Annotated in this window: 23 protein-coding genes; 13 read left to right on the forward strand and 10 right to left on the reverse strand. The window is 67.4% G+C overall.

The window, feature by feature from the left end; translation table 11 throughout:
* Nucleotides 1-15: 15 nt before the first annotated feature.
* The 5 genes from AP428_RS18750 to AP428_RS18770 all read left to right on the forward strand — a co-directional run bounded on the left by AP428_RS18750 (nucleotide 16) and on the right by AP428_RS18770 (nucleotide 4,858).
* A complete protein-coding gene (locus AP428_RS18750) occupies nucleotides 16-978 on the forward strand; it encodes a VOC family protein (RefSeq protein WP_011547431.1) in 963 nt (320 codons plus the stop codon).
* On the forward strand, nucleotides 975-2,219 hold the full coding sequence (locus tag AP428_RS18755) for an NAD(P)/FAD-dependent oxidoreductase (protein ID WP_011694776.1): 1,245 nt from the start codon (nucleotides 975-977) through the stop codon (nucleotides 2,217-2,219). The genes AP428_RS18750 and AP428_RS18755 overlap by 4 nt, the downstream gene beginning before the upstream one ends.
* Nucleotides 2,220-2,257: 38 nt before the next feature.
* A complete protein-coding gene (locus AP428_RS18760; RefSeq protein WP_011547433.1) occupies nucleotides 2,258-3,658 on the forward strand; it encodes an MFS transporter in 1,401 nt (466 codons plus the stop codon).
* 171 nt (nucleotides 3,659-3,829) lie between these two features.
* Nucleotides 3,830-4,381 carry a GNAT family N-acetyltransferase gene (locus AP428_RS18765; protein ID WP_011547434.1) on the forward strand — a complete coding sequence of 184 codons (552 nt, stop codon included), beginning with the start codon at nucleotides 3,830-3,832 and terminating at the stop codon, nucleotides 4,379-4,381.
* A gap of 75 nt (nucleotides 4,382-4,456) precedes the next feature.
* On the forward strand, nucleotides 4,457-4,858 hold the full coding sequence (locus tag AP428_RS18770) for a PPC domain-containing DNA-binding protein (RefSeq protein ID WP_011547435.1): 402 nt from the start codon (nucleotides 4,457-4,459) through the stop codon (nucleotides 4,856-4,858).
* Nucleotides 4,859-5,004: 146 nt separating this feature from the next.
* Here the strand turns inward: AP428_RS18770 and acnB are convergent, their stop codons facing one another.
* Nucleotides 5,005-7,590, reverse strand: coding sequence for a bifunctional aconitate hydratase 2/2-methylisocitrate dehydratase (gene acnB / locus AP428_RS18775; RefSeq protein WP_011547436.1), 2,586 nt, complete (start codon nucleotides 7,588-7,590; stop codon nucleotides 5,005-5,007).
* 211 nt (nucleotides 7,591-7,801) lie between these two features.
* Here acnB and AP428_RS18780 point away from each other — a divergent pair, with 211 nt between their 5' ends.
* Complete coding sequence (locus AP428_RS18780; protein ID WP_227746102.1) at nucleotides 7,802-8,761, forward strand: BPL-N domain-containing protein; 960 nt, start codon at nucleotides 7,802-7,804, stop codon at nucleotides 8,759-8,761.
* A 22-nt stretch (nucleotides 8,762-8,783) separates the two neighbouring features.
* Here AP428_RS18780 and AP428_RS18785 read toward each other — a convergent pair whose 3' ends face one another.
* The 3 genes from AP428_RS18785 to AP428_RS18795 all read right to left on the reverse strand — a co-directional run bounded on the left by AP428_RS18785 (nucleotide 8,784) and on the right by AP428_RS18795 (nucleotide 10,555).
* The gene (locus tag AP428_RS18785; protein WP_011547438.1) at nucleotides 8,784-9,257 is read right to left on the reverse strand and encodes a nuclear transport factor 2 family protein; all 474 of its coding nucleotides are present in this window, start codon (nucleotides 9,255-9,257) and stop codon (nucleotides 8,784-8,786) included.
* A gap of 139 nt (nucleotides 9,258-9,396) precedes the next feature.
* The gene (locus AP428_RS18790) at nucleotides 9,397-9,645 is read right to left on the reverse strand and encodes a hypothetical protein (RefSeq protein WP_006478739.1); all 249 of its coding nucleotides are present in this window, start codon (nucleotides 9,643-9,645) and stop codon (nucleotides 9,397-9,399) included.
* 475 nt (nucleotides 9,646-10,120) lie between these two features.
* Nucleotides 10,121-10,555, reverse strand: a complete 435-nt coding sequence (locus AP428_RS18795) for a universal stress protein (protein WP_011694775.1) — start codon at nucleotides 10,553-10,555, stop codon at nucleotides 10,121-10,123.
* A 364-nt stretch (nucleotides 10,556-10,919) separates the two neighbouring features.
* Here AP428_RS18795 and AP428_RS18800 point away from each other — a divergent pair, with 364 nt between their 5' ends.
* The 6 genes from AP428_RS18800 (at nucleotide 10,920) to AP428_RS18825 (ending at nucleotide 15,939) form a co-directional block, all read left to right on the forward strand.
* The gene (locus tag AP428_RS18800; RefSeq protein WP_011547441.1) at nucleotides 10,920-12,404 is read left to right on the forward strand and encodes an amidase; all 1,485 of its coding nucleotides are present in this window, start codon (nucleotides 10,920-10,922) and stop codon (nucleotides 12,402-12,404) included.
* A gap of 376 nt (nucleotides 12,405-12,780) precedes the next feature.
* Nucleotides 12,781-13,467 (forward strand): hypothetical protein, encoded by a 687-nt coding sequence (locus AP428_RS18805; RefSeq protein ID WP_011547442.1) that lies wholly within the window; start codon nucleotides 12,781-12,783, stop codon nucleotides 13,465-13,467.
* A gap of 149 nt (nucleotides 13,468-13,616) precedes the next feature.
* Nucleotides 13,617-14,447, forward strand: coding sequence for an arylamine N-acetyltransferase (locus tag AP428_RS18810; protein ID WP_011547443.1), 831 nt, complete (start codon nucleotides 13,617-13,619; stop codon nucleotides 14,445-14,447).
* Between the two features lie 91 nt (nucleotides 14,448-14,538).
* Nucleotides 14,539-14,715 (forward strand): ribbon-helix-helix domain-containing protein, encoded by a 177-nt coding sequence (locus AP428_RS18815; protein ID WP_006478745.1) that lies wholly within the window; start codon nucleotides 14,539-14,541, stop codon nucleotides 14,713-14,715.
* Nucleotides 14,716-14,717: 2 nt separating this feature from the next.
* Complete coding sequence (locus tag AP428_RS18820) at nucleotides 14,718-15,068, forward strand: glyoxalase/bleomycin resistance/extradiol dioxygenase family protein (protein WP_011547444.1); 351 nt, start codon at nucleotides 14,718-14,720, stop codon at nucleotides 15,066-15,068.
* A gap of 7 nt (nucleotides 15,069-15,075) precedes the next feature.
* Nucleotides 15,076-15,939: a class I SAM-dependent methyltransferase gene (locus tag AP428_RS18825; RefSeq protein ID WP_011547445.1), complete on the forward strand. Its 864-nt coding sequence runs from the start codon at nucleotides 15,076-15,078 to the stop codon at nucleotides 15,937-15,939.
* A 22-nt stretch (nucleotides 15,940-15,961) separates the two neighbouring features.
* Here AP428_RS18825 and AP428_RS18830 read toward each other — a convergent pair whose 3' ends face one another.
* The 5 genes from AP428_RS18830 to AP428_RS18850 all read right to left on the reverse strand — a co-directional run bounded on the left by AP428_RS18830 (nucleotide 15,962) and on the right by AP428_RS18850 (nucleotide 23,513).
* Nucleotides 15,962-20,803 carry an NAD-glutamate dehydrogenase gene (locus tag AP428_RS18830; RefSeq protein WP_011547446.1) on the reverse strand — a complete coding sequence of 1,614 codons (4,842 nt, stop codon included), beginning with the start codon at nucleotides 20,801-20,803 and terminating at the stop codon, nucleotides 15,962-15,964.
* A gap of 140 nt (nucleotides 20,804-20,943) precedes the next feature.
* The gene (locus AP428_RS18835) at nucleotides 20,944-21,165 is read right to left on the reverse strand and encodes a hypothetical protein (protein WP_012339784.1); all 222 of its coding nucleotides are present in this window, start codon (nucleotides 21,163-21,165) and stop codon (nucleotides 20,944-20,946) included.
* A gap of 447 nt (nucleotides 21,166-21,612) precedes the next feature.
* Nucleotides 21,613-21,801: a 4-oxalocrotonate tautomerase gene (locus AP428_RS18840; RefSeq protein WP_011547447.1), complete on the reverse strand. Its 189-nt coding sequence runs from the start codon at nucleotides 21,799-21,801 to the stop codon at nucleotides 21,613-21,615.
* Nucleotides 21,802-21,871: 70 nt separating this feature from the next.
* Complete coding sequence (locus AP428_RS18845; RefSeq protein WP_011547448.1) at nucleotides 21,872-22,645, reverse strand: class II aldolase/adducin family protein; 774 nt, start codon at nucleotides 22,643-22,645, stop codon at nucleotides 21,872-21,874.
* On the reverse strand, nucleotides 22,623-23,513 hold the full coding sequence (locus tag AP428_RS18850; protein ID WP_011547449.1) for an urea transporter: 891 nt from the start codon (nucleotides 23,511-23,513) through the stop codon (nucleotides 22,623-22,625). Before AP428_RS18850 ends, AP428_RS18845 begins: the two co-directional genes overlap by 23 nt.
* Before the next feature lie 362 nt (nucleotides 23,514-23,875).
* On the opposite strand from AP428_RS18850, the gene AP428_RS18855 reads away from it, so the two are divergent.
* Nucleotides 23,876-24,430: a putative glycolipid-binding domain-containing protein gene (locus AP428_RS18855; protein ID WP_011547450.1), complete on the forward strand. Its 555-nt coding sequence runs from the start codon at nucleotides 23,876-23,878 to the stop codon at nucleotides 24,428-24,430.
* Here the strand turns inward: AP428_RS18855 and AP428_RS18860 are convergent.
* The gene (locus tag AP428_RS18860) at nucleotides 24,391-25,329 is read right to left on the reverse strand and encodes an alpha/beta fold hydrolase (RefSeq protein ID WP_011547451.1); all 939 of its coding nucleotides are present in this window, start codon (nucleotides 25,327-25,329) and stop codon (nucleotides 24,391-24,393) included. The two genes, AP428_RS18855 and AP428_RS18860, sit on opposite strands and share 40 nt — an antisense overlap.
* Nucleotides 25,330-25,333: the final 4 nt, after the last annotated feature.

Genomic DNA, 25,333 nt, shown 5'->3' on the forward strand with positions numbered 1-25,333 from the left:
AAGGGGAATGACGCAATGAGCATCTTGGGAATCGAGCAGATCACGTACGGTGTCGACGACCTCGCGACGTGCCGACGCTTTTTCGCCGACTGGGGCTTGAAGGAAATCGCGCACGACGACACGCGTGCGCGTTTCGAGACGCTGAACGGCTGTACCGTGCTGGTCGTGAAAGCCGACGATCCGTCGTTGCCGCCCGCGTTCGAGGCCGGCCCGACGCTGCGTGAAGTCACGTGGGGCGTCGCGACGCCGCGCGAACTCGACGCACTGCGCACGAAGCTGGCCGGCCAGCCCGGCTATTACGCGCAGGACGATGCGGTCGGCTGCATCGATCCGAACGGGATGGCGATCCGTATCGAAGTGACGCGCAAGCGCGCGCTCGACATCACCGGCTCGCCGTCGAATGTGTGGGGCCAGACGCTGCGCGTCGACCAGCCGAGCCCGATCTATGCGCGTGCGGAGCCGGTCGAAGTCGGGCACGTGGTGTTCTTCACGAACTGCCTCGACGCACAGGAAACGTTCTATCACGAGCTGCTCGGCTTCGAGACGTCGGACCGTTATCCGGGCCGCGGCGCATTCATGCGCTGCGCGCCGCACGGTGGCCATCACGACCTGTTCCTGCTCGCGCTGCCGAATGGCAAGCGCGGCCTGAACCACGTCGCGTTCACCGTGCGCGACATCCACGAAGTGTTCGGCGGCGGCATGCACATCGACCGCTGCGGCTGGGAAACGCAGCTCGGCCCGGGGCGTCATCCGGTGTCGTCCGCGTACTTCTGGTACTTCCAGAATCCGGCTGGCGCGCTGATCGAGTACTACGCGGACGAAGACGTGCTGACGCCCGAATGGCAGCCACGCGAATTCGAACCGGGCCCGACGGTGTTCGCCGAATGGGCGGTCGACGGCGGCCTCGACGGCAACACGCGCCGGCAGAAGAACGCGAAGGCGCCGGAAGGCAAGTTCATGACGGAGCGCAAATCGTGAGCGAAGCAAACACACAGGAGCAGCCCGCGCCGGGCACGGTCGTCGTGATCGGCGGCGGCCAGGCGGCCGGCTGGGTGCTGAAGACGCTGCGCGCCGAAGGCTTCGCGGGCCGTCTCGTGATGATCGCCGACGAGCCGCATCTGCCGTACGAGCGCCCGCCGTTGTCGAAGGCCGTGCTGGCCGGCGACGCGGACATCGAAACGGTGCGCGTCGTGCGCCCCGACGAATTCGACGCGCTGAATGTCGAAGCGTGGCAGCCGGAACGCGCGGCGTCGATCGATCGCACGCGCCGCGTGGTGAAAACCGAAAGCGGCCGCGAGATCGAATACGACCGGCTCGTGATCGCGACCGGCGGCACGTCGCGCCGCTTGCCCGATGCGCTCGTCAAGACGCCGCACCTGCATTACCTGCGTACGCTCGACGAAGCGGCCGCGCTTGGCGAGAAGCTGCGCGCGAGCCGGCGCGTGCTCGTGATCGGCGGCGGCTGGATCGGCCTCGAAGTCGCGGCGACCGCGCGCAAGCTCGGCGTGGATGCAATCGTGGTCGAAGGCGCGCCGCGCTTGTGCGGCCGCTCGGTGCCGCAGATCGTGTCCGACTTCCTGCTCGACCTGCATCGTTCGAACGGTGTCGACGTGCGACTTGGCGTGGCACTCGAATCGCTCGATGCGCAACCGGACGACGCGTCGAAGGTGCGGGCGACGCTCGCCGACGGCACGACGATCGACGCCGATTTCGCGGTGGCCGGCATCGGCCTCGCGCTCAATGCATCGCTCGCGAGCGACGCGGGGCTCGCGATCGACGACGGCATCGTCGTCGACGAATACGGCGCGACCAGCGACCCGGCGATCTTCGCGTGCGGCGACGTCGCGAACCATCACAACGGCTGGCTGAAGCGGCGCGTGCGGCTCGAATCGTGGGCCAACGCGCAGAACCAGGCGATCGCGGCGGCGAAGGCCGTGCTCGGCGTGCGTGCACCGTACGCGGAGATTCCGTGGTTCTGGTCCGATCAGTACGACGTGAACCTGCAGATCCTCGGTGATCTGCCGGCCGATGCGCAGCTCGTCGTGCGCGGCGATCTCGCCGCGCGTCGTGCGACGCTGTTTTTTGTCGGCGACGGGCATGTGAGAGGTGTCATCGCCGTGAACAACGCGCGTGAGTTGAAGCTCGCGCGCAAGTGGATGAACCAGGGCCGGGCGGTGAATACGGAAGCCCTGGCAGACACGACCCAAGCGCTTGCCTGACCGGCCCAACCCGGAAAGAGATCCAGGAGATCCCCCGCATGAGCACTTTCGACAATGTCGTGGCCGGCAGGGCCGCGACGGAAGCTGCCGCCTCCACGCCCGGCGCGATCATCGCGCGGCTCGAGCGGCTTCCGGCCAACGCGATGCAGATCCGCGCACGCGTGCTGATCGGCACCGCGACGTTCTTCGACGGCTTCGACGTGATCACGATCGCGGCGACGTTGCCGCTGCTGATTCACAAATGGGGGCTGTCGCCGACGCAGATCGGCATGCTGATCGCGTCCGGCGCGATCGGCCAGCTGATCGGCGCATTCCTGTTTCCCGCGCTCGCCGAAAAGCACGGCCGCGTGAAGGCGATCGCGTGGAGCTCGGCCGTGATCGGCATCACGAGCATCGCGTGCGGCTTCGCGCCGACCTTCGAGATCTTCGTGCTGCTGCGAATCCTGCAGGGGCTCGGGCTCGGCGGCGAGTTGCCGGTCGCCGCGACGTACATCAACGAGATCACGCGCGCACATGGCCGCGGCCGCTTCGTGCTGCTGTACGAGATCGTGTTCCCGATCGGCCTGCTCGTGTCGATGGCGCTCGGCGCGTGGCTCGTGCCGCGTTTCGGCTGGGAGATCATGTACTTCGTCGGCGGGCTGCCGCTGATCCTGTCGCTCGTGCTCATCCACCTCGTGCCGGAATCGCCGCGCTGGCTCGCGTCGCGCGGGCGGCTCGCGGAAGCCGGGCGTGCGGTCGGCGTGTTCGAAGGATCGGTGCGCGGCGAGCTGCCGCCGGTCACGCAGGTGGCCGCGTTCGACGAGATGGTGCGCCAGCATCCGAAGCGCAGGATGAGCGACCTGTTCAGCGCCGCGTATCGCAAGCGCACGCTCGCGGTGGCGACGTTGTGGGCGACCTGCGGGTTCATCCAGTACGGGCTGTCGACGTGGCTGCCGACGATCTACAAGAACTTCTATCACGCGCCGCTGCAGCTCGCGCTGAACCTCGCGGTGATCGGTTCGGTGATGGGCGTGCTCGGGTCGCTCGCTTCCGCGCTGCTGGTCGACAAGCTCGGCCGCAAGCCGGTGATCGTGTGGTCGTTCGTGCTGTGCGCGCTGTCGCTGGCGCTCGCGGGTATCTATCACGCGTCGTCGGTGTACGTGGTCGCGGTGTTCTGCTCGCTGTCGCTCGGGCTGATGGCGTCGGGCTTCATTACCGCGTACGTCTATACGCCGGAACAGTATCCGACGAGCATTCGCGCGTCGGGCTGCGGGCTCGGCAGCGCGTGGCTGAAGATCGCGTCGTTCGCCGCGCCGATGATCGTGCCGCACGCGATCATCGGCGGGAACCTCGCGCCGGCGTTCTACCTGATCGGCGTCGTGCCGCTGATCGCGGCGGTGACCGTGCATTTCGTCGGAATCGAGACGAAGGGGAAGGTGCTGGAAGCGCTCGAAGCGTAAGCGTATTCCGCAGCGGCGGATGGCGTGAACCGAAAGGCTCGGGCGATGTTCCCCGGGCCTTTTTGTTTCGCGGCGCTCCCGCAGTGGTGTGCGGCGCCGAGCGTACGCGCGATTGTTGGCGCGCGGCTCGCGTGTTCTAATTCACGGTCCCGATTTCGTCAGACGAAAGCCATGCCCCTGTTCGAACCCGTCACGCTGACTACCTCCCGCCTTGTCCTGCGGCCGCTTCGCGACGCCGACGCGCCGGCCTTCTTCGAGATCTGGTCCGATGCGGAAGCGATGCGCTACTTCTCGTTCTCGCCGATGACGCAGATCGAGCAAGCCGAGGCGCGCGTCGCGCGCAACGTGCAGACGTCCGCGAGCGGGGAGAGCCTGACCTGCGTGCTGGAACTGCGGGAAACCGGCGAAGCGCTCGGCGAATGCGTGCTGTTCCACGCGAACGAGCAGTGCCGGCGCGCCGAGATCGGCTTCAGCCTGCGGCGCGCGTTCTGGCGCGGCGGATACATGCGCGAAGCGGCGTCGGCGTTGATCGACCATGCCTTCGGCACGCTGCGGCTGAACCGGCTCGAGGCCGATATCGATCCGCGCAACGCTGCGTCGGCGGGGCTGCTCGAGCGGCTCGGCTTCGTGCGGGAAGGGCTGCTGCGCGAACGCTGGATCGTCGGCGACGAAGTGTCGGACAGCGCGCTGTACGGGTTGCTGGCGAGCGATCGCGGCATGTAAGCGGGCCGACTTGCCGGATTCCCCGGGCGAACGTACGCTTGGTCGACCCCACGATCGACCAACAGGTTCTCGACCATGCAAGCCCATCCTCTGCGTCTTTCCCCCGGCGACGATCTGCGCGGCGCCATCGAGGCAGCGCTACATCGGCACGAAGCGCACGCGGCCTTCGTGATCCAGGGGATCGGCAGCCTGAGCGTCGCGCAGTTGCGCTTCGCCGGCGTCGACCAGCCGACCGAACTGCGCGGCGACCTCGAAATCCTGACGCTGGCCGGCTCGGTGTCGCCGGACGGCGCGCATCTGCATATGTCGATCTCGGATGCGGACGGCCGCGTGACGGGCGGCCATGTCGCGCGCGGCTGCGTGGTGCGCACGACGGCCGAGATCCTGCTTGCGCTGCTGTCCGCGCATCGTTTCTCGCGCGAGCCCGATGCGGGCACCGGCTTCAACGAACTGGTGATCCGGCGCGATCCTTCGTGAGCCGGGCGGCGACGCCGCATGCGTGTCGTGCAGCGGCGGTCGCGCCGTCGTTTCCATCCCGCATAAAAAAGCGCCGCGGCCATTCGGCCCGCGGCGCCTTTCGGTGCGCTGCGACGTCGACCACCCGCCGCAGCCCGACTGCGTACTTATACCTGCACGGTATCGGCCACTTCCTTGAAGTCTTCGATCTGGTCGAAGTTCATGTACTGGTAGATCTTGTCGCCGTTCGCGGTGAGCACGCCCATGTCGGCCATGTACTCTTCCTTGGTCGGGATCTTGCCCAGACGCGAGCAGATCGCCGCCAGTTCAGCGGAGCCGAGGTACACGTTCGTGTTCTTGCCGAGACGGTTCGGGAAGTTGCGGGTCGACGTCGACATGACCGTCGCGCCTTCGCGCACCTGTGCCTGGTTGCCCATGCACAGCGAGCAGCCCGGCATTTCGGTCCGTGCGCCGGCCGTGCCGAACACGCCGTAGTGGCCTTCTTCCGTCAGTTGCTTCTGGTCCATCTTGGTCGGCGGCGCGACCCACAGCTTGACCGGAATGTCGCGCTTGCCTTCGAGCAGCTTCGACGCGGCACGGAAGTGACCGATGTTGGTCATGCACGAGCCGATGAACACTTCGTCGATCTTCGCACCGGCGACGTCGGACAGCGTCTTCACGTCGTCCGGGTCGTTCGGGCAGGCGACGATCGGCTCGTGGATGTCGGCGAGGTCGATCTCGATGACGGCCGCGTATTCGGCGTCGGCATCCGGCGACAGCAGTTGCGGGTCGGCCAGCCACTGTTCCATCGCCGCGATGCGGCGTTGCAGGCTGCGCGGGTCCTGGTAGCCCTGCGCGATCATCCACTTGAGCAGCGTGACGTTGCTGTTCAGGTACTCGATGATCGGTTCCTTGTTCAGGTGCACCGTGCAACCGGCAGCCGAACGCTCGGCGGACGCATCCGACAGCTCGAACGCTTGCTCGACCTTCAGGTCCGGCAGGCCTTCGATTTCGAGGATGCGGCCGGAGAAGATGTTCTTCTTGCCTTGCTTGGCGACCGTCAGCATGCCTTGCTTGATCGCGTACAGCGGAATCGCGTTGACGAGGTCACGCAGCGTGACGCCCGGCTGCATCTTGCCCTTGAAGCGGACCAGCACCGACTCAGGCATGTCCAGCGGCATCGTGCCGGTGGCGGCCGCGAACGCGACCAGGCCCGAACCTGCCGGGAAGCTGATGCCGATCGGGAAGCGCGTGTGCGAATCGCCGCCGGTGCCGACGGTGTCGGGCAGCAGCATGCGGTTCAGCCACGAGTGGATCACGCCGTCGCCCGGGCGCAGCGCGATGCCGCCACGCGTGCTGATGAAGTTCGGCAGCGTCTGGTGCGTCTTCACGTCGACCGGTTTCGGATACGCGGCGGTGTGGCAGAACGACTGCATCACGAGGTCGGCCGAGAAGCCGAGGCACGCGAGATCCTTCAGTTCGTCGCGGGTCATCGGGCCCGTGGTGTCCTGCGAGCCGACCGAGGTCATCTTCGGTTCGCAGTACGTGCCCGGGCGCACGCCCTGGCCTTCCGGCAGGCCGCACGCGCGGCCGACCATCTTCTGCGCGAGCGAGAAGCCCTTGCCGCTGTCGGCCGGCTGGTGCGGCAGGCGGAACAGCGTCGACGGCGCGAGGCCGAGCGCTTCACGCGCCTTCGCGGTCAGGCCGCGGCCGATGATCAGCGGAATGCGGCCGCCGGCGCGCACTTCGTCGAACAGCACGTCGGACTTCACCTGGAATTCGGCGATGACCTTGCCGTCCTTCAGCGCCTTGCCTTCGTACGGGCGCAGTTCGACCACGTCGCCCATGTTCATCTGCGACACGTCGAGCTCGATCGGCAGCGCGCCGGCGTCTTCCATCGTGTTGTAGAAGATCGGGGCGATCTTGCCGCCGAGGCACACGCCGCCGAAGCGCTTGTTCGGGACGAACGGGATGTCTTCGCCGGTGAACCACAGCACCGAGTTGGTGGCCGACTTGCGCGAGGAGCCGGTGCCGACCACGTCGCCGACGTAGGCGACCAGGTGACCCTTTTCCTTCAGCGATTCGATGAACTTGACCGGGCCGCGCTTGCCGTCTTCTTCCGGCGTGATGCCCGGGCGCGCGTTCTTCAGCATCGCCAGCGCGTGCATCGGGATGTCGGGGCGCGTGGTGGCGTCCGGTGCCGGCGACAGGTCGTCGGTGTTGGTTTCGCCGGTGACCTTGAACACGGTGATGGTCAGGCTTTCCGGCACTTCCGGACGGCTCGTGAACCATTCGGCATCGGCCCAGCTCTGCAGCACGGCCTTCGCGTGCGCGTTGCCCTTGTCGGCGAGTTCCTTCACGTCATGGAACTGGTCGAACATCAGCAGGGTTTTCTTCAGCGCGTCGGCGGCGACGGCCGCGACGGCTTCGTCGGACAGCAGCTCGATCAGCGGCTGGATGTTGTAGCCGCCGAGCATCGTGCCGAGGAGTTCGGTCGCGCGTTCGCGCGAGATCAGCGGGCAGGCCGTCTCGCCTTTCGCGACGGCGGCCAGGAAGCCGGCCTTCACGCGGGCGGCTTCGTCGACGCCGGCGGGCACGCGATGGGTGATCAGGTCGAGCAGCGTCTGCTCTTCGCCGGCGGGCGGGTTCGTCAGCAATTCGACCAGTTCGGCGGTTTGCTGAGCCGTCAGCGGCAGGGGAGGAATACCGAGCGCGGCGCGGGCGGCCACGTGAGCACGAAAGTTTTCAAGCATGGGGAGACCTGCTGATATTGCGTTGGAGGGGAAGGCCTTGCCGGCACTCCGGGGCTATTCCAGGCACTGCTTTGAGCGGGATTCTAATCTCAATGAGGTGGAACGTCAAATGTCTTATGTCTTATATAAGACTTGGCGGTGCGAAAGACGGGAGGCGCGGCTGCATGGCGGAGTCGGCCTTGTCGGGCGGGGTCCTGCGGGCGGATGCGGGGTGGCGGTTCAGGTCGTCGGTGTCGCACATATCTGTACAAGCCTGCAGGAAACGGTACACACGGCGCGCATTCGGACGGCTACGCTGCCTGCACGCAGCTTGCAATCGGGTTTCGGAACGGGGGGCGGGGGCACGCGCGCGCCTGCCGATCCGGCCCGAGTGGCGGCGATTCCCTTGACTTCGGCGATTCACGACATGCGCTCCAGAGACGCGATTTTCCTGATGGTGGCGCTCGTCGCGTCAGTGGCCGTTCACGCGGCCACGACCGGCGACGCAGCGCGCGACGCGGCCAGCCGGCCGGTCGCGCTGGTCTATCGCGGTCCGGCCGCGTGCGACGGGTGCCCCGAAACCATCGCTGCCCGCCTGCGGGAGTCGGACTACCGGTTCCGGGTGATCTACGTGGGGCCGGCGGAACCGCTCAAGATCACGCCCGCGGCGCTGGCCGGTGCGGCGCTCTATGTGCAGCCGGGCGGCGGCCAGGACATTCCAGGCGCGGCAGCCAGCATCGGCCGACATGCAATCAGGGCCGTGCGCCAGTACGTCGCGAACGGCGGCCGATACCTGGGGCTCTGCATGGGCGCGTACCTGGCCGGCGCGCAGGGTTTCGGGCTGGTTGCCGGCGATATCGACTCCGAGGTCGACCGGCCGGGTTCGACGCTGCACGGCATCGCCGACACGGTGACGCCGGTCGTCTGGCGCGGGAAAAAGCGTTGGATCTACTACCAGGACGGCGCGAGGCTGCCGGTCGCGCCGCTCGGCTCCGGCGGGATCGTGCTGGCGATCTACCCGAACAAGGACATCGCGGCCGCCACGTACCGCTATGGCAAAGGGCGTGTCGGCCTTGCCGGCCCGCATCCCGAAGCCGATGAAAGCTGGTATCGCGAGAATGGGCTCAAGAACCCGGACGGCGTGGCGCCGGACATGGCCTACGACCTGATCAACGCGACGATGAAGCCGTAGCGAAGCGGCCGTGGCGCGCGGCTTATTTTCGTTTGGCTCGGTATGCGTCGAGGTTTTTCCGTGCCTGCGCGCGGATCGCGCGCTGCATGAAGGGCGTCCAGCCGAGCAGCGCGCCTTTCATCCCGAGCGCCTGACGCGCCCAGCGCCACAGGTCGAAATGGTCGCGATGCTCGACGATGCGTCCGTCGCGAAACCGGAAGCGGGCGTCGATCCGGTTGACCACCCTTCGTCCGGTCGCGGCGAACCGGTATTGCGCGCTCCACTTCGCGCGCCCGGCCTGGTCGTCCGCGGCGACTTCGCCGAACGTCAGCGAGAACTCCTGGGCCCGCGCGACCAGCATTCGCCACATGTCGCGCGCGAGTTCGCCGCGCAGCTCGCCGAACGCGGGATCGCTGAACACGATGTCGTCGGCGTAGCACGCGAGCATCGCGTCGATGTCGCGCTGCTGGAAGGCCGTGTAGAAGCGCTGGATCAACTCGGTGTTCGAATGGGGCATGTTGGGCGTAACGGGCAGGGAGGGCGGACGGTGACGTCCGTCGAAATGTCGATCGGGGCAGTGGCGGCGGGCAGCGCGAACCGGTGCCCGCACCCGTGACTTCGGGCGTGGCTGGCTCGCCGCCGGATGATGATACGCGTCAGCGCGCCGCCATCGCGACGTCCTGATTGCCGCGGCCCGTCACCAGACAGCCCGACATGAAGGCCTCGCTCTGGCTGCCGGCGGCGGCTTCGCCGAAGCCGCGACCGAGCGCGTCGGCCTTCACCTGCGCGGCGCCTTGCTCGCACGCGAGCGGGCTGGCGTCGCGGCCCTGCGCGTGCAGGATCGCGCGATCGCCGATGAGATACGCCAGCAGGGCAAAAACAGCGATATGGACGGCTCGTCTCATGGTTCGTCTCCTCGTCGCCCAAGCGTACGCGGACACGTTCGGCGAAGCACTTGGGGCTTCCCCCGGTAAACGTCTGCTGAAAGCGGTGGCGGAGCAGGGCGATCCCGTCCTGTTTTTACTTCGCCGTTCGACGGGCGGGCAATGCGCGGGAGTTTGACGAATGTCAGGGTGCGGGCAGGCGGCGGCGGTCACGCGACCGTTCAAGGCGATAGCATGAATGCATGATTTGACGGAACGCGACGCGAGGTCGATGCGTCAGGTCCGGCAAGCACGCAGGTGTTGAATATCGCTGTCGAAATAGTGAGGAATCCAAATGTTGAACGTCTCTTCCGTGCTGATCAGTCTTGCCCCGATGTGGGCCATCCTGCTGCTGGCGTCTTCGGCGGCCGCCTATTTCGTGTTCTGGCGCAAGGCCATCGACTGAGCGTCGCGCGACAGCGTGCGCACCATGCGCACGCACGACCCGCCGCTCCCGTTATTGCACCGCCGTCACCGGTACGTTCGAAATCCGCACCAGCCGGGCCATCACGCTGCGCCGGAACACCGCCATCAACGTATGCAGCGGATCATGCCGCGGCGCGACCACCACGATTTCGTCGCAGCCGGTTTCGGTTGCCACGGCCGCGATCATGTCGGCCACCGGGCCGACCTTCATCACGACGGTGTATTGGACGCCGGCCTCCTTCAGAATCCGCTCCGCCATCGCCAGATCACCGGCCGCGAATTTTTCTTCGATCGCACGCAACCGCGACAGCGGGTGCCAGGCCTCGAGCCGCGTCGATTCGAGCGGCGCCTGTACGTTGATCAGCACGACCTCCGACGCGCAGCGCTCGCGATACAGAAACGTCGCATGGCGAACCACCTGAAGCGAGCGCGGCGAATGACCGACCGGAACCAGCAGCTTGAGCATGGACGATGAACCCGGAAACGAAGTGCTTCCAGCGTAGCGGGCGGCCGCGCGAAACGATCTAAAGAGATCGGCTGGCCGCATAAAAATGTCGTCAACACGCGCGGTCCCGTGGTGCGCCGATTAAAAATATAAGAAATTTAAGTTTATGCGCATAAACGATTTCATCCAGCGTGACGGTCTGGGCAGTTCGGCATGGGGCGCCCGGATTTAGTCGGATCTTCAATGAATCGCGACCGAAAATATCGGAGGTCGAGTATCCGGCGTCACGTAGAGTAGAGCATCGGCCGCGGCGCGGCGGCCTCCCGGCGGGCAGGGGAGCGAGCGCCGTCAAGCGGCCCGCCATTCCGACTCCAGGAGACCCCGCATGCCGCACGGCGCCCCGCAGTTTCTCGCTCCCGCTTCCATTTCCGTCGATCCGATCGTGCGCCTGTCGGCCGGCGAACTCTCGTCGGCGATCCGCACCAAGGCGGTTTCGTGCGTCGAGACGATGCGTGCGTATCTCGATCACATCGAGCGCGTGAACGGCGCGGTCAACGCGATCGTCGCGCTGCGCGACCGCGATGCGCTGCTGGCGGAAGCCGCGGAAAAGGACGCGGAGCTGGCGCGTGGCGAATACCGCGGGTGGCTGCACGGGATGCCGCAGGCGCCGAAGGATCTGGCGATGACGAAGGGGCTGCGCACGACCTACGGCTCGCCGATCTTCCGCGAGAACGTGCCGCAGGCCGATTCCGTCGGCGTCGCGCGGATGCGCGCGGCCGGCGCGATCTTCATCGGCAAGACCAATACACCCGAGTTCGGGCTCGGTTCGCACACGTTCAACGAGGTCTACGGCGCGACGCGCAACCCGTACGACCTGACGAAGAGCGCGGGCGGCAGCAGCGGCGGCACGGCGGCGGCGCTCGCGTCGCGGATGCTGCCGGTGGCGGACGGCAGCGATTTCGGCGGGTCGCTGCGCAATCCGGCCGCGTTCTGCAACATCGTCGGCTTCCGTCCGTCGCAGGGCCGCGTGCCGCGCTGGCCGGGCGTCGACGTGTTCGTGCAGCAGCTCGGCATCGAAGGGCCGATGGGCCGCACCGTCGGCGACGTCGCGCAACTGCTCGCGATCCAGGCCGGCTACGACCGCAACGATCCGCTGTCGCTCGCGGAAGATCCGGCGGTGTTCGCGCAGCCGCTCGACGCGGAGCTGCGTGGCAAGCGCATCGCGTGGGTCGGCGACTGGAACGGCTATCTCGCGACCGAGGCCGGCGTGCTCGCGCAGTGCGAGCACGGTCTGGCGACGCTGCGCGAGATCGGCTGCGACGTCGATGCCGCGCTGCCGGCGTTCGCGCCCGCCCGGATCTGGCGTTTGTGGCTCACGCACCGGCACCTGCTGTCGGGCGGCGGGCTGCTCGCGCACTATCGCGACCCGGCGCGCCGCGCGTTGCTGAAGCCCGAGGCGATCTACGAGGTCGAAGGGCTGCTCGCGCTGCAGGGCGCGGTGGTGTTCGATGCGAGCGTCGAGCGGACCGCATGGCATCAGGCGGTGCTGAGCTTCTTCGACCGCTACGACTTCATCGCGGCGCCGACCGCGCAGGTGTTCCCGTTCGACGTCGAGCAGCGCTGGCCGAAGGAGATCGCGGGCCGCGCGATGGACACGTACCACCGCTGGATGGAAACGGTCGTGCCGTGGACGCTGGCCGGCTGCCCGGTGATCAACGTGCCGGTCGGCTTCAACGACGCAGGGTTGCCGATGGGGATGCAACTGATCGGGCGCCCGCGCGCCGATCTCGCCGTGCTGCAGCTCGCGCACGGTTACGAGCAGGCGGCCGACTGGGTGGCGCGGCGCGTGCCGGCGTGGATGGCGGCGTGATGGCGCGGCCGGCAGGCGGGTGGTAAACGGTAGCCGCCGGTAGTCGGTAGCCGGCAGCCGGGCGACGAAACGGGCGGCGACGGCTGCCCGTTTCGTTTTGCATCGCTCGACGCGAAGCGCGCCGGCGGATGCGTTTCATCGCGTCGCGGGCGCGGGCCGCAGCCGGCGCCCATTGATGCAACCCGAGAAAGAATCGCGATGCGTGCCCGACATCGCGCGGCAAACGTGCGCGAATCTGCGCGACGGGGTGCGTCGGTCGCCGAATTGCAAGCAGCGGCGCGGCCTGATTTCGTTTCGATGTGTTTCAGTCGTTGCGGCGGCGCGCGACGCGCTTCGACAATATCGCCTCAACACAATTCGGGCACGAGGGAAACACATGAAGCACATTCGCGCGACGGGCCGGCATCTGGCCTCGGCAGGCATCGCGTTCGGCCTCCTGGTGAGCGGTGCCGCGCACGCGCAGCTCGACCTGCAGTCGATCGGCGCGTCGCTGCTCGGCGGCGGGCAGCAGCAGGCGGCGCCTGCGCAGGGCGGTGTCGCGCAGTTGCTGCAGGCCTATGTCGGTGCGAACCAGCAGGTGCTGAACGGCCAGTCGTCGCTCGCGTCGGCGATGGGGCTGACCGGGGCGGCCGGGCAGGCGCAACAGGCCGCGAGCCAGTTGTCCGGCGGCGATGCGCTGTCGCCGGCCACGCTGTCGCAGATGGGCGGCGCGCAGCAATCGGTGTCGCAGGCGCTCGGCCAGGCGTTCGCGAGCGGCGGCGCCACGCACGGCCCGATCGACAAGCAGGCGTTCAGCAACGGCCTCGCGTCGCTCGGCCAGGGGCTCACGCAGTATTCGCAACTGCAGTCGGGGCTCGGTAGTCTCGGCTCGACGAGCGCCGCGTCGCTGCTGCAATCGGGCCTGAATCCGCAGAGCATGCAGGCCGCGTCGTATATCGCGCAAAGCGCGCCGGGCCAGTTGCAGTCGCTTGCCGCGACGCTCGGCCAGGCCGTACAGTTCGCGACGAGTCAGGGCATTTCGGTGCCGCCGGTAGCGTCGTCCGCGCTGAAGCTGCTGCCGTAACGTAGTGCCGGTGCCGGTGCCGGTGCCGGTGCCGGTGCAAGCGCGATGCGCGGCCGGCATCGCGCGCGCCGGCTACGCACAATAGTCCCGCACACCATGGGGATTTCGCGCGATGCTATCGTGGCGTGTTCCCTTATCGGTGCCGGTTCATGACTGACTCGTTCGATCTCTCGCGCTATTTCTCCCGCATCGGCTACGACGGCCCGGCCGAGCCGACGCTCGACGTGCTGCGCCGGCTGCATCTGCTGCACCCGCAGGCGATTCCGTTCGAAAACCTCAATCCGCTGACCGGCGCGCGCGTCGCGCTCGACCTGCCCGCGCTCGTCGACAAGGTGATCGAACGCCGCCGCGGCGGCTATTGCTTCGAACTCAACAAGCTGTTCTACACCGCGCTCACGACGATCGGCTTTCGCGTGACGCCGCTGATCGCGCGCGTGCGCTGGATGCGGCCGCCCGAGATCGTCACCGCGCAGACGCACATGCTGCTGCGCATCGACCTCGACGGCGCGGCGTGGCTCGCGGACATCGGCTTCGGCAGCGCGACGCTGACCGCGCCGCTGCGCTTCGTGCCGGGCGAGCGGCAACTGACGCCGCACGGCGCGTTTCGCGTGATCGACGCGCCGGTCGACGGCGAATTCGACATGCAGTTCGAGATTCCCGACGGCTGGCAGACGACCTACCGCTTCTCGCTGAAGCCGGCCGAATGGATCGATTACGACGCCGCGAACTGGTTCACGTCGACGTATCCCGAATCGATCTTCGTGAACGACCTGATCGCGTGCCGCGTGCTGCCGGACGGCCGCGCGGCGCTGCTCAACACCGTGCTGACGCTGCGCGACGCGGCCGGGGCCGGGCGCACGGTCACGTTCGACAACGCAGCCGACTGGGCCGCGTGCCTGCGCGACACGATCGGCATCAATACAGCGGGATTCGATCTCGACGCGCTGTTCGAGCGGCTCGCGGCGCACGCCGCAAAGTAACGCGGACGCACGACCTCCGACGGCGGCCCCTGTACCCATGCCGCCATCGTTCTCGATTGACTTTTGCTAGATTGCTAGCATACTAGTACCCATGACCGACGAAGAAGTGAAGCAATTCAACGTGTACCTGCCGCTCGGCCTGATCCGGCAGGTCAAGCATCGCGCCATCGAAACGGAGCAATCGCTGTCCGCGCTGGTGGCCGACGCGTTGCGCGCGTATCTGGCCGCGCCGCCGCCCGGCGCGGGACCGTCCAATCAGGAGGAGTGAGCATGTCATCCGAACGAATCGAAGCCGTGTATTTGACCACGCACAACTGGGGCAAGTCGGCGAAGTTCTTTCAGGCACTGGGTTTCAAGCTGGAATTCGAAACCGATCACCACTCGGGCCAGTTGCGCAGCGGCGACGGTCCGTTCCTGTTCATCGCGGAAGTGCCGCCGAGCGAACCGCCCGACATGCAGGTCGTGCTCAAGGTAGCCGACGAGCAGGCGGTGCAGCCCCAGCCGATCGTCGACGTCGTCACGCCGTTCGAGGACACGCACTGGGGCACGCGCGACATGACCGTGCGCGATCCGGACGGCCGCGTGTGGCGCCTGCAGGCGCCGGGCAAGCAGGGCGCGTGAGGTCGACATGACGGATAACCGCGAAGACGATGCGCCCGACAGCACGGCCGCACGCGTCGCGCTGTGGCGCGCGTTGCACGTCGAGCTCGACGCCCCACCGCATGTGCTCACGGACGAAATCGGGCTGCAATTGCTCGCACCCGAACCCGGCTGGCAGCAGCGCGGCGACATGGACCCGCAGTTTACTCGGCCGTTTCGCGCGTCGATCGTCGCGCGGGCGCGCTTCATCGAGGATCTCGTGACCGAGCACGCCGCGCGCGGCGTGCGCCAGTACGTGATCCTGGGCGCAGGGCTAGACAGCTTCGTGCAGCGCCGGCCGGAGATGGCATCGCGCGTGACCGTGTTCGAAGTCGACCAGCCGGCGCCGCAGCGCTGGAAACAACGCCGCCTGGTCGAACTCGGCTACGGCGTGCCCGACTGGCTGCGTTTCGTGCCGGTCGATTTCGAGGCGAAGCAGTCGTGGCGCGACGCGCTCGTCGGTGCGGGCTTCGATGCCGGCCAGCCGGCGGTCGTGGTGTCCACCGGCGTCAGCATGTACCTGACGCGCGAAGCGAATGCGGCCGCGCTGCGCGAAGTGGCGTCGCTCGCGCCGGGGTCGACGTTCGCGATGACGTTCCTGCTGCCGCTCGAGAACGCGGCGCTGGACGTGCGCCCGGGGCTGGAAATGGCCGCGAAGGGCGCGCGGGCGAGCGGCACGCCGTTCATCAGCTTCTTCATGCCGGACCAGATTCAGGCGCTCGCTCGGGAGGCCGGTTTTGCGAAGGCCGAACACGTGTCGGCCGCCGAGCTGACGCGCCGTTATTTCGCCGATCGCACGGACGGCCTGCGGCCGCCGAGCCGCGCGGAAGAGTTGCTGGTCGCGACGGTTTGACCCGTCGCATCCGTCACGCGCGTCACGCCCGTTCGAGCACGGCCATTTCCCGCACGACCACGAGCAGCACCGCGAGGCTCGCGCCGCCGGATGCGCGCAGATCCGCGAGCAGGTGCTCGTAGCGCGCGAGCGCGGCCTCGCGGCGCGCGCGCCATGCGCCGACGATCGTGTCCGGCGTGGTCGAATCCGGCGATTCCGCGAGCGCGCTGGTCGCGAGCGTGCGCTTGAGCCGCGCGACTTCCGCGAGTGCGGCGGCGCGCGCGAGCATGTCCCAGTGCGTCGGCGTCGGCAGGTTCGCCGCGCGTTCGCCGATCCAGCCGTAATTGAGCAGCGTGCCGAGCGAGAAATAGACGCCCGCGACGAGTTCGAGGCTGCGGTTGCAGGTCGCCGCCACTTCGGCGATGTCGAGCAGCGCGGCCGAGATGTCGCCGCTCGCGACGCGTACCGCGAGCGCGCTGTCGACGCCCGCGTCGACCAGCACGCGCTGCCGCTCGGACAGCGCTTCCAGATCGTCGCCCGGCAGCAACGACGGCAGTTGCGGCGCGATCCGCTGCACCGCGTCGCGGCAACGCGCGATCAATCCGGCAACGCCGCCGTCGGCCACCGCGCCCGACTGCAGATGCCGCAGGAACCACAGCGCCGCGCGCTCCAGCAGCCGCGCGACGTCGACGAACATGCGCGCCTGCACGTCGTCGGCGACGCGGTTGTCGAGCGCATCGATATCGCGCCACACCGCATCGAGGTCGAATACGTCGCGCGCCATGATGCAGGCGCGCACGATGTCGCCCGGCTTCGCGTCGGTTTCCTCCATCAGCCGGTGCACGAATGCGCAGCCGACGCGGTTCACGAGCGCGTTGGTCAGGTGCGTCGCGAGAATCTCGCGGCGCAGCGGATGGCGGCGCATCGGCTCGCTGAAGCGCTGTTGCAGCGGCTTCGGGAAGTAGTCGACGAGCATCGCGGCGACGAGCGGGTCCTCGGGCACGTCGGATTCGAGCAGCGCATCGTAGAGCCACATCTTGCTGTACGCGAGCAGCACCGCACGCTCCGGCGACGTGAGGCCGAGCTTCGCGGCCTGCCGCTCGGCGACTTCGTCGTCGGTCGGCAGGAATTCGATCACGCGGTTCAGGCGGCCCGCGCGTTCGAGCCAGCGCATCAGCCGCGCCTCGGCGTCGAGCAGCTCGACCGCATAGCGGCCCGCGATCGACAGCGCCTGCGTCTGGTAGTAGTTGTCGCGCAGCACGAGCAAGCCGACTTCGTCGGTCATTTCCGCGAGCAGCGCGTTGCGCTGCTTCTCGGTCATTTCGCCGTCGGAGACGACAAGCCCGAGCAGGATCTTGATGTTGACTTCGTGATCCGAACAATCGACGCCGGCCGAGTTGTCGATCGCATCGGTATTGATGCGGCCGCCGCGCTGCGCGAACTCGATGCGACCGAACTGCGTGCAGCCGAGATTGCCGCCTTCGCCGACGACCTTGCAGCGCAGGTCCGCGCCATTCACGCGCACCGCGTCGTTCGCGCGGTCGCCGACCTGCGCGTGGGTTTCGCGCGCCGCCTTCACGTAGGTGCCGATGCCGCCGTTGTACAGCAGGTCGACCGGCGCCTGCAGGATCGCGCGGATCAGCTCGGTCGGCGGCAGCGCGTGCGCGTCGATGCCGAGCGCGGCCTGTACCGCCGGCGACAGCGGGATCGTCTTCGCGGTGCGCGGATACACGCCGCCGCCCGCCGAGATCACCGACGTATCGTAGTCGGCCCAGCTCGAGCGTTCGAGCGCGAACATGCGCTGGCGCTCCGCGAAGCTCGTCGCCGGGTCGGGGTTCGGGTCGAGGAACACGTGCCGGTGATCGAACGCGGCGACGAGCCGGATATGCGGCGACAGCAGCATCCCGTTGCCGAACACGTCGCCCGACATGTCGCCGACGCCGACCACGGTGAAGTCGGTCGCCTGCGTGTCGATGCCCATTTCGCGGAAGTGCCGCTTCACCGATTCCCATGCACCGCGCGCGGTGATCGCCATCTTCTTGTGGTCGTAGCCGACCGAGCCGCCGGACGCGAACGCGTCGTCGAGCCAGAAGCCGTATTCGTGCGAGATCGCGTTCGCGTAGTCGGAGAAGGTGGCCGTGCCCTTGTCGGCGGCGACGACGAGATACGGATCGTCGGGGTCGTGGCGCACCACGTCGGGCGGCGGCACGATCGCGTTGCCGGCGAGGTTGTCGGTGAGGTCGAGCAGCCCGCGCAGGAACGTCTGGTAGCACGCGATGCCTTCGCGCATCCACGCTTCGCGATCGCTCTGCGGCGGCGGGTTCTTCACGACGAAGCCGCCTTTCGAGCCGACCGGCACGATCACGACGTTCTTCACCATCTGCGCCTTCATCAGCCCGAGCACCTCGGTGCGGAAATCCTCGCGGCGATCCGACCAGCGCAGGCCGCCGCGTGCGACGCGCCCGCCGCGCAGGTGCACGCCCTCGACCCGCGGCGAGTACACCCAGATCTCGAACATCGGCTTCGGTTCGGGCAGGCCGGGCACCTTCGCCGGGTTGAACTTGAACGACAGGTACGGTTTCGGCTCGCCGTTCGCGTCGGCGAGGAAGTAGTTCGTGCGCTCGGTCGCGTTGATCACGCCGAGGAACTGGCGCAGGATGCGGTCCTCGTCGAGGTTCGGCACCTGGTCGAGCGCGCCTTCGATCGCCTTCAGCAGCCGTTCGGCCTGCACGTCGCGCGTGTCGCCGATGCGCGGGTCGAAGCGCAGCAGGAACAGTTCGACGAGTTGGCGCGCGATCGCCGGATTGCCGGTCAGCGCGCGTTCGATATATGCGTCGCTGAAGGTCGAGCCGACCTGCCGCAGGTATTTCGCATACGCGCGCAGGATCGTCACTTCGCGTGCGCTCAGGTGGGCGCGCAGCACGAGGCGGTTGAAGTCGTCGTTCTCGATCCGGCCGCTCCAGATCCGGTCGAATGCATCCTCGAACAGGCCTTTCACGCGCTCGATGTCGAACTCGGTATCGTCCGCGAGCTCGAGGCCGAAATCGTGTATCCACGCATGCGCGCCATCCTGCGTCTGGATCCGGTATGGCCGCTCCTCGTCGACGCGCACGCCGAGATGTTCGAGCATCGGCAGGCTGCGCGACAGCGCGATCGGGTCGCCCGCGCGATAGACCTTGAAGCGGAACGCGCGCGGCCCGGCCTCGATCGGCCGGTACAGGTTCATCGCGAGCTGGCCCGAGTCCTTCACGCGCTCGATCAGCTCGATGTCGCGCACGGCCGTGCGCGCCGGATAGTCGTCGCGATAGCCGGCCGGGAACGACTCGGCATAGCGTTGCAGCAGACGGTTGCCTTGTTCTTCGCCGAATGCGTCGAGCAGCGCGTCGGCGAGATCGTCCTGCCAGCGGCGCGTGACTTGCACGAGCCGCGTTTCGAGTTCGCGCGTGTCGACGTCGGGCATCGTGCCCGGTTCCGCATGCACGACGAAATGAATCCGCGCGATCGCCGATTCCGACAGCAGCGGCGTGAATTCGACGTTCACGCCGTTGTACGCGTCGACCAGCAGCTTCGCGATGCGGCGGCGCAGGTCGGTGTTGTACTTGTCGCGCGGCACGAACACGAGACACGACACGAAGCGGTCGAACCGGTCGCGCCGCACGAACAGGCGCGTGCGCTGGTGTTCCTGCAGGCGCAGGATGCCGAGCGCGATGTCGTAGAGCTGGTCTTCGTCGGCCTGGAACAGTTCGTCGCGCGGATAGGTTTCGAGCACCGTCACGAGCGACTTGCCGAGATGCCCCTTCGGCAAAAAGCCCGCGCGCCGCACGATGTTCGCGCACTTGCGGCGCACGATCGGGATCTCGGCGCTCGACACCATGTATGCGGTCGATGTGTAGAGCCCGATGAAGCGGCGCTCGCCGGTGACCTTGCCGTCGGCGCCGACGAGTTTCACGCCGACGTAGTCGAGATAGCCGGGCCGGTGCACCGTCGCGCGCGAATTCGCCTTGGTCAGGAAGATCGGCCACGCGCCGGTGATGATGTCGGCGGCGGCCTGCGGCAGCGGCGTGACGTCGGGCGCGTCGGACGTGCGCAGCGATTCGCGCAGGATGCCGAAGCCCGAGCCCTCGATGCCGCGCAGGCCGAAGCCCGTGCCGTCCGACACGAGCGCGTAGTCGCGCTGGCCGAGGAACGTGAAGTGATCGGCGGCCATCCATTCGAGGAATGCGCGCGCCTCGATGTCCTCCGCGGTCGCTTCGCGCGCCTTCATCTCCTTGATCGTCGCGCGGGCGATGTCGACGATCTTCGGCCAGTCCTCCACCGACGCGCGCACGTCGCCGAGCACGCGTGCGATGTCCTCGCGCAGCGTGTCGAGCAGCGCGGCGTCGCCGCAGCGGTCGACTTCGAAATGGATGAACGACGCGAGTTGCGACTGGCCGTCGCTCGAGGTCGCGCCGCCCGCGTCGACCCGCTCGATGCCGCCGCCGGCGCCGCGCCAGATGCGGAACACCGGATGCAGCGCCGAATGCAGCGCGAGCCCGAGACGGTTGACGGCCATCGTCACCGAGTCGACCAGGAACGGCATGTCGTCGTTGACGATCTCGATCACCGTGTGATCGGAATGCCAGCCGTGCTGTTCGAGGATCGGGTTGTACACGCGCAGGCGTTCGCTGCCGGGCACGAATTTCTGGGCGGTCTGCCAGTGCGCCATCGCGGCGCCGTACAGGTCGGCGATGCTGCGATTCTGCAGATCGTCGGCGTCGACGAAATCGTAGTAGTGACGCAGGAAGGGTTCGACGATCCGGAACGTGGCTTCGGGCAGGCGGGCGCGCGCGAATTCGACGACATCGGAGAGCAGGTGTGCGACGACTTCCTCGTTCTTCGCTTCCATGGCGGTCTCCGTCGGGTGGCCATTGGCTGCTGCGTCTGTCCGGCATTATGCGCCGATTGCGTGACAAAGCGATGTGCGGGTGCACAAGGGCGGTGGGTGTGAGGCGGGCATCTGCAGCGCCCGGACGCTGCAGATGTGGGTCAAGTCAACTCCGGCGGCTTCAGGTCGGGATGTCGCATGTAGAGCGGGTTCATGAAGTCGAGTAGCATCGTGTTCAATAGCGAGGAAACGAAGTCGCGATAGGCGATGAATTCTGAATCCGGGCACGACGCCTTGACTGTCAGCAGAGAGCGATCGAGATCGGCCCCCATTTGTAGGATCATATCGTTCAGGGCGTGCGCGACTTGCTTGTCCGTGATCATGGGGTTCACCTTGTTAGCATCCGGCTAGTGCGTTGCAACTGTTGACGCAGTTCCGTGGATACGGATTTGCAGGCGCCGGGATTCGCGAAGGAAATCAACGAAAAAAGCAGGGCGGCGGAGTAACCTTTGAGTGTTCTGATTTTCACGGTGTCTACTTGCAGTAATGAGTTGCGTATCGGCATGAATTTGCGTGCCGGAGTTCATTGCTGGCGATGACACCGATGAAGGTGAGTGGCTGGCTATTGTGATAAATGCGATTATTTTTAAACTAATTGAAAATAGTTGTTAATTAAAATGCAGTGATGAAATTGTCTGTGTGATGATAAAAATAGTAGTTGTCGATGTTGATGTCAATGACAATATATTGGGATAACTAACGAATGTGAGCACCTGAGAGCGAGGTGCCGCGTCCTCGTGGTGCGGACGCAGGCCTTTTACGGGGTGTTGTCAGCCCTCGTCGCTCCACAGCTTGCCGGCGGTCGCCCAGTTTTCCTTCTTCACGTCGGTGAGGATGATGTCGACCGAGCCCGGCGCGCAGCCGAGCGTTTCGCACGTGACGCGTGTGATTGCTTCGACGAATGCGCGCTTCTGCTCGACGGTGCGGCCTTCGAATAGCTGGATATTGAAAGTCGGCATGGCATGAGGCTCCGGTTGGAATGGATTGAACGATTGACGGTGAACGATGCGGTCGGGTGCGGAGGCAACGTCAGTCGCGATACGACGGATCGATCCGGTCGAGCCGGCGCAGCAGCGCCGGCCATTCCAGTTCGCCTTCGATTGCGCCGCCGTCGAGCAGTTGTTCCGCGGTGCGCTCGGCGATGGCCGGCGCCGGCAGCACGAGCGGTCCGCCGCCGGCCTGCGCGCGCACCTGGATGTCGCACGCCTTGATCAGCGTATCCATCAGCACATAGGCTTCGGCGACGGTCCGGCCGACCGTCAGCGTGCCGTGGTTGCGCAGCAGCAGCGCGGATTTCGCGCCGAGGCTCGCGGTCAGCCGCGCGCCCTCGGCCGGCGAGAACGCGAGCGCTTCGTAGTCGTGGTACGCGAGGTCGCCATGAAAGCGCAGCGCATGCTGCGACGCCGGCAGCAGCCCGTCGCGCTGGATCGACACGGCGATGCCGGCCGTATTGTGCAGGTGCATCACGCAGACCGCGTCGGCGCGTGCGGCGTGCACGGCCGCATGCAGTGCGAAGCCGGTCACGTTGACCGCGTGCTCGCTGGCGCCGATCCGGTTGCCGGCCAGGTCGATCTTCACGAGGTTCGACGCGCGAACCTCGTCGAACGTGAGGCCGAACGGATTGATCAGGAAGTGGCCGGGTTCGCCCGGCACGGTCGCGGACAAATGCGTGTAGATCAGGTCGTCCCAGCCGTTCAGCGCGACGAGCCGGTACGCGGCCGCGAGGTCGACCCGCAGCTTGCGTTCGGCGTCCGAGATCGGGCCGCCGGGCTTCACGGCATCAGGACGGTATGCGAATGACATCGGGTTCTCCGAGGGTGAAGCGGCGCGCGACGGCTACGGTCGCCCACGACGCGAGCGCGAACGGGGCCGTGAACACGGGGATGTCCGCACACATCGCGAGCCACTGGAGCAGCGCGGCGAGGGCGGCGGCCGCGAGCGCCGCACGCGGGCCGCGCGGCATCAGCGCGAGCGCGGCGAGCGCACCGTTGAAACCGAGCAGGCCGTCGGCGAATGCGCCGCCGCTCGCGCCGAGCGCGACCAGCAGCACGGTCGAAACGAGCGCGCCGCCAAGCGCGAACACGGCCGCGCGGCGCGACGCGACGGCGAGGCCGGCGACGACCAGCGCGCCGGCCCACGCGCCGTGCGCGAAGGTGGTTTGAGCGACGCCCGACAACAGCGCGGCGGCAGCGGAATCGAACGTCAGCAGCGCGTCGGCGCTCGCGCCGTCCGCATGCTGCAATGCGACAAACGGCAGCCACAGCGCGGTGACGGCCAGGCACGGGCTCGAATACGGGCACTGACGCCAGCGGGCGAGCGGCTTGCGCATCGCGCGTTGCACGAGCGCCGCGCCGATCGCGACCAAGGGTATCAGCGCGACGGCGGCGAGTGGATGGGGCGCGAACAGCACGGCGATCAGCGCGGCCAGCGCGCCGTTGAAGCCGTGCAGCCCCTGTTCGACGTCGCGGCGTTCGGCGCCCATCAGCACGGCCGTCATGCTGGCGGCGGCCGAGCCGACCAGCGCCGCGCACGCGAGCCGCAGGTCGGTCAGTGCCAGCGCGACGAGCAGCAGCGCGCCGGTGAGCGCATTCGCCTGTAGCACGACCTGCCCGATGCCGCGCAGCAGGATGCGCAGGTCGATCGACGGCGAGGCGGGGCGGGCGGTAGGCATGATGGCAGCGGAACAGGATGAGCCGCGAGCATAGGACACTCCGCGATGCACCGGAATAGGGAATTCTGGATAGTCAGGATTTGAGGTCGATGCCCTGAAACGGGGCGTCGAGAGGTGCGGGGCGCGTACTTGGAGGTGTTTTGTTGGCATTTTCGCGAGATTCCGGCGATTCGATATCAAACTTGCGCCATCGCTATTGTTTTCGCGTGCCCGCTGGGCTGCCGCCAAGGGGGGGCCAATGCGCGTCAGTTTCAACGCTCTAGCGACCGGGCCGCCGAGCTGGACTCGATCGACGGTGACATTCCGGATAGCGATGATTTATGTGACGATGCCCCGACACGGGATACCAAGGAGGTGGAACGATGCGTGAGGTGCGGTGGGCGTCGCTCGAAGGCGACGGGGTCGAACATCTGACGTTCGACCGCAGTGGCGGCGCGATCGTCGTCGAAAGCGCCGTGGTCGGCCAGCGGTACGGCCGCGCGTACGGGCTTGCGTATCGCGTCGAGTGCGATTCGCAGTGGCGGGTGAAGTACGCGGTGCTCAAGGTGATGGGCGGCGGCACGCTCGAGCTGCACGGCGACGGGGCCGGGCACTGGCGCGACGGTTCAGGCCGCGAACTGTACGAGCTCGCCGGCTGCATCGACATCGACATCGCGGCGACGCCGTTTACGAATTCGCTGCCGATCGGCCGCCTCGAGCTCGCGCGCGGCGAGCGGCGGCCGATCGACGTCGCGTACATCTCGACGCCCGACCTGACGGTCACGCCGGTCAAGCAGGCTTATGCGTGCATCGAACCGGGCCGCCGCTACCGCTACGAAGGGATCTTCCGGAATTTCACCGCGGAAATGGACATCGACAACGACGGGCTCGTGATCGACTACGAAACGCTGTTCAAGCGCCTGCCGCCGCTGCGCTGAACTGCGGCGCCCGTTTGCGCGGCCGGCGCCGCCGCCGGTACTGCCGCGACCGCGGGCCGTTCATGCGCGGACGCGAACCGGTCGATCCGCGACGCGATCAGGTCGGGATGGCGCAGCACGATCCAGTGCGTGCCATCGATTTCCTCGCGCACGTGGTCACCGAGCCAGCGGTCGAGGTCGACCGACATCTCGGGGGTCACGTAGCGGTCGCGTACCGGGACGAGGATCTGCACCGGCGCCTGCGCGTACCGTTCACGCGGCTTGCGGGCCCGCGCGAGAAAGTTCGCACGGTACATCTGCATCCCGTTCAACGCGTTCTTCAGTTGCACGGGATCGCGCTCGGCCCGCACGCGTTCGGTGAGCTGGAGCCAGCGCGGCCACAGCGCGGCCCCGCCGAGCCGCCATACCAGCGACGGCACGACCGGCAGATGGAAGAACCCGATGTACCACGACTTCAGGCTCTGCTTGAGCCGCAGCTTCGCGCGGAACACGTGATCGAGGCACGGGCCCGAGATCGACGTGTACGACGCGATGCGGCCGCGCAACGCCGGGTCGGTCACGGCCTCCCAGCACTGGATCGAGCCCCAGTCGTGGCCGACGAGATGGAACGGCCGGCCGCCGCAGGTCGCGTCGGCGACTGCCTTCAGGTCGCCGGCGAGCCGCTCGAGCGTGTAGTCGGCGCGGCGGCGCGGCGCATCGGATGCGCCGGCGCCGCGCACGTCGTACGCGATCACGCGGTAGCGCTTCGCGAGCCGCGCGCGGATCGGCGCCCACACGGCCGCCGAGTCGGGATAGCCGTGCACGAGGATCAGCGGCGGCGCGCGGCGCGACCCGCTTACGTAGACGGCGAGTTTCACGTCGCCGGACTGGACGGTCAGCATCTCGTGAGCGCGCGCCATCGCG

Source organism: Burkholderia sp. E168m22, from assembly GCF_001319805.1.
GTDB lineage: Bacteria > Pseudomonadota > Gammaproteobacteria > Burkholderiales > Burkholderiaceae > Burkholderia > Burkholderia orbicola.

Excerpts from the sequence above, each read along its gene's own strand:
- AP428_RS18750 (WP_011547431.1), top strand. The coding sequence starts at position 16 with ATGAGCATCTTGGGAATCGAGCAGATCACGTACGGTGTCGACGACCTC.
- AP428_RS18760 (WP_011547433.1), top strand. The coding sequence starts at position 2,258 with ATGAGCACTTTCGACAATGTCGTGGCCGGCAGGGCCGCGACGGAAGCT.
- AP428_RS18765 (WP_011547434.1), top strand. The coding sequence starts at position 3,830 with ATGCCCCTGTTCGAACCCGTCACGCTGACTACCTCCCGCCTTGTCCTG.
- AP428_RS18770 (WP_011547435.1), top strand. The coding sequence starts at position 4,457 with ATGCAAGCCCATCCTCTGCGTCTTTCCCCCGGCGACGATCTGCGCGGC.
- acnB (WP_011547436.1), bottom strand. The coding sequence starts at position 7,590 with ATGCTTGAAAACTTTCGTGCTCACGTGGCCGCCCGCGCCGCGCTCGGT.
- AP428_RS18785 (WP_011547438.1), bottom strand. The coding sequence starts at position 9,257 with ATGCCCCATTCGAACACCGAGTTGATCCAGCGCTTCTACACGGCCTTC.
- AP428_RS18790 (WP_006478739.1), bottom strand. The coding sequence starts at position 9,645 with ATGAGACGAGCCGTCCATATCGCTGTTTTTGCCCTGCTGGCGTATCTC.
- AP428_RS18795 (WP_011694775.1), bottom strand. The coding sequence starts at position 10,555 with ATGCTCAAGCTGCTGGTTCCGGTCGGTCATTCGCCGCGCTCGCTTCAG.
- AP428_RS18800 (WP_011547441.1), top strand. The coding sequence starts at position 10,920 with ATGCCGCACGGCGCCCCGCAGTTTCTCGCTCCCGCTTCCATTTCCGTC.
- AP428_RS18805 (WP_011547442.1), top strand. The coding sequence starts at position 12,781 with ATGAAGCACATTCGCGCGACGGGCCGGCATCTGGCCTCGGCAGGCATC.
- AP428_RS18810 (WP_011547443.1), top strand. The coding sequence starts at position 13,617 with ATGACTGACTCGTTCGATCTCTCGCGCTATTTCTCCCGCATCGGCTAC.
- AP428_RS18815 (WP_006478745.1), top strand. The coding sequence starts at position 14,539 with ATGACCGACGAAGAAGTGAAGCAATTCAACGTGTACCTGCCGCTCGGC.
- AP428_RS18820 (WP_011547444.1), top strand. The coding sequence starts at position 14,718 with ATGTCATCCGAACGAATCGAAGCCGTGTATTTGACCACGCACAACTGG.
- AP428_RS18825 (WP_011547445.1), top strand. The coding sequence starts at position 15,076 with ATGACGGATAACCGCGAAGACGATGCGCCCGACAGCACGGCCGCACGC.
- AP428_RS18830 (WP_011547446.1), bottom strand. The coding sequence starts at position 20,803 with ATGGAAGCGAAGAACGAGGAAGTCGTCGCACACCTGCTCTCCGATGTC.
- AP428_RS18835 (WP_012339784.1), bottom strand. The coding sequence starts at position 21,165 with ATGATCACGGACAAGCAAGTCGCGCACGCCCTGAACGATATGATCCTA.
- AP428_RS18840 (WP_011547447.1), bottom strand. The coding sequence starts at position 21,801 with ATGCCGACTTTCAATATCCAGCTATTCGAAGGCCGCACCGTCGAGCAG.
- AP428_RS18845 (WP_011547448.1), bottom strand. The coding sequence starts at position 22,645 with ATGTCATTCGCATACCGTCCTGATGCCGTGAAGCCCGGCGGCCCGATC.
- AP428_RS18850 (WP_011547449.1), bottom strand. The coding sequence starts at position 23,513 with ATGCCTACCGCCCGCCCCGCCTCGCCGTCGATCGACCTGCGCATCCTG.
- AP428_RS18855 (WP_011547450.1), top strand. The coding sequence starts at position 23,876 with ATGCGTGAGGTGCGGTGGGCGTCGCTCGAAGGCGACGGGGTCGAACAT.
- AP428_RS18860 (WP_011547451.1), bottom strand. The coding sequence starts at position 25,329 with ATGGCGCGCGCTCACGAGATGCTGACCGTCCAGTCCGGCGACGTGAAA.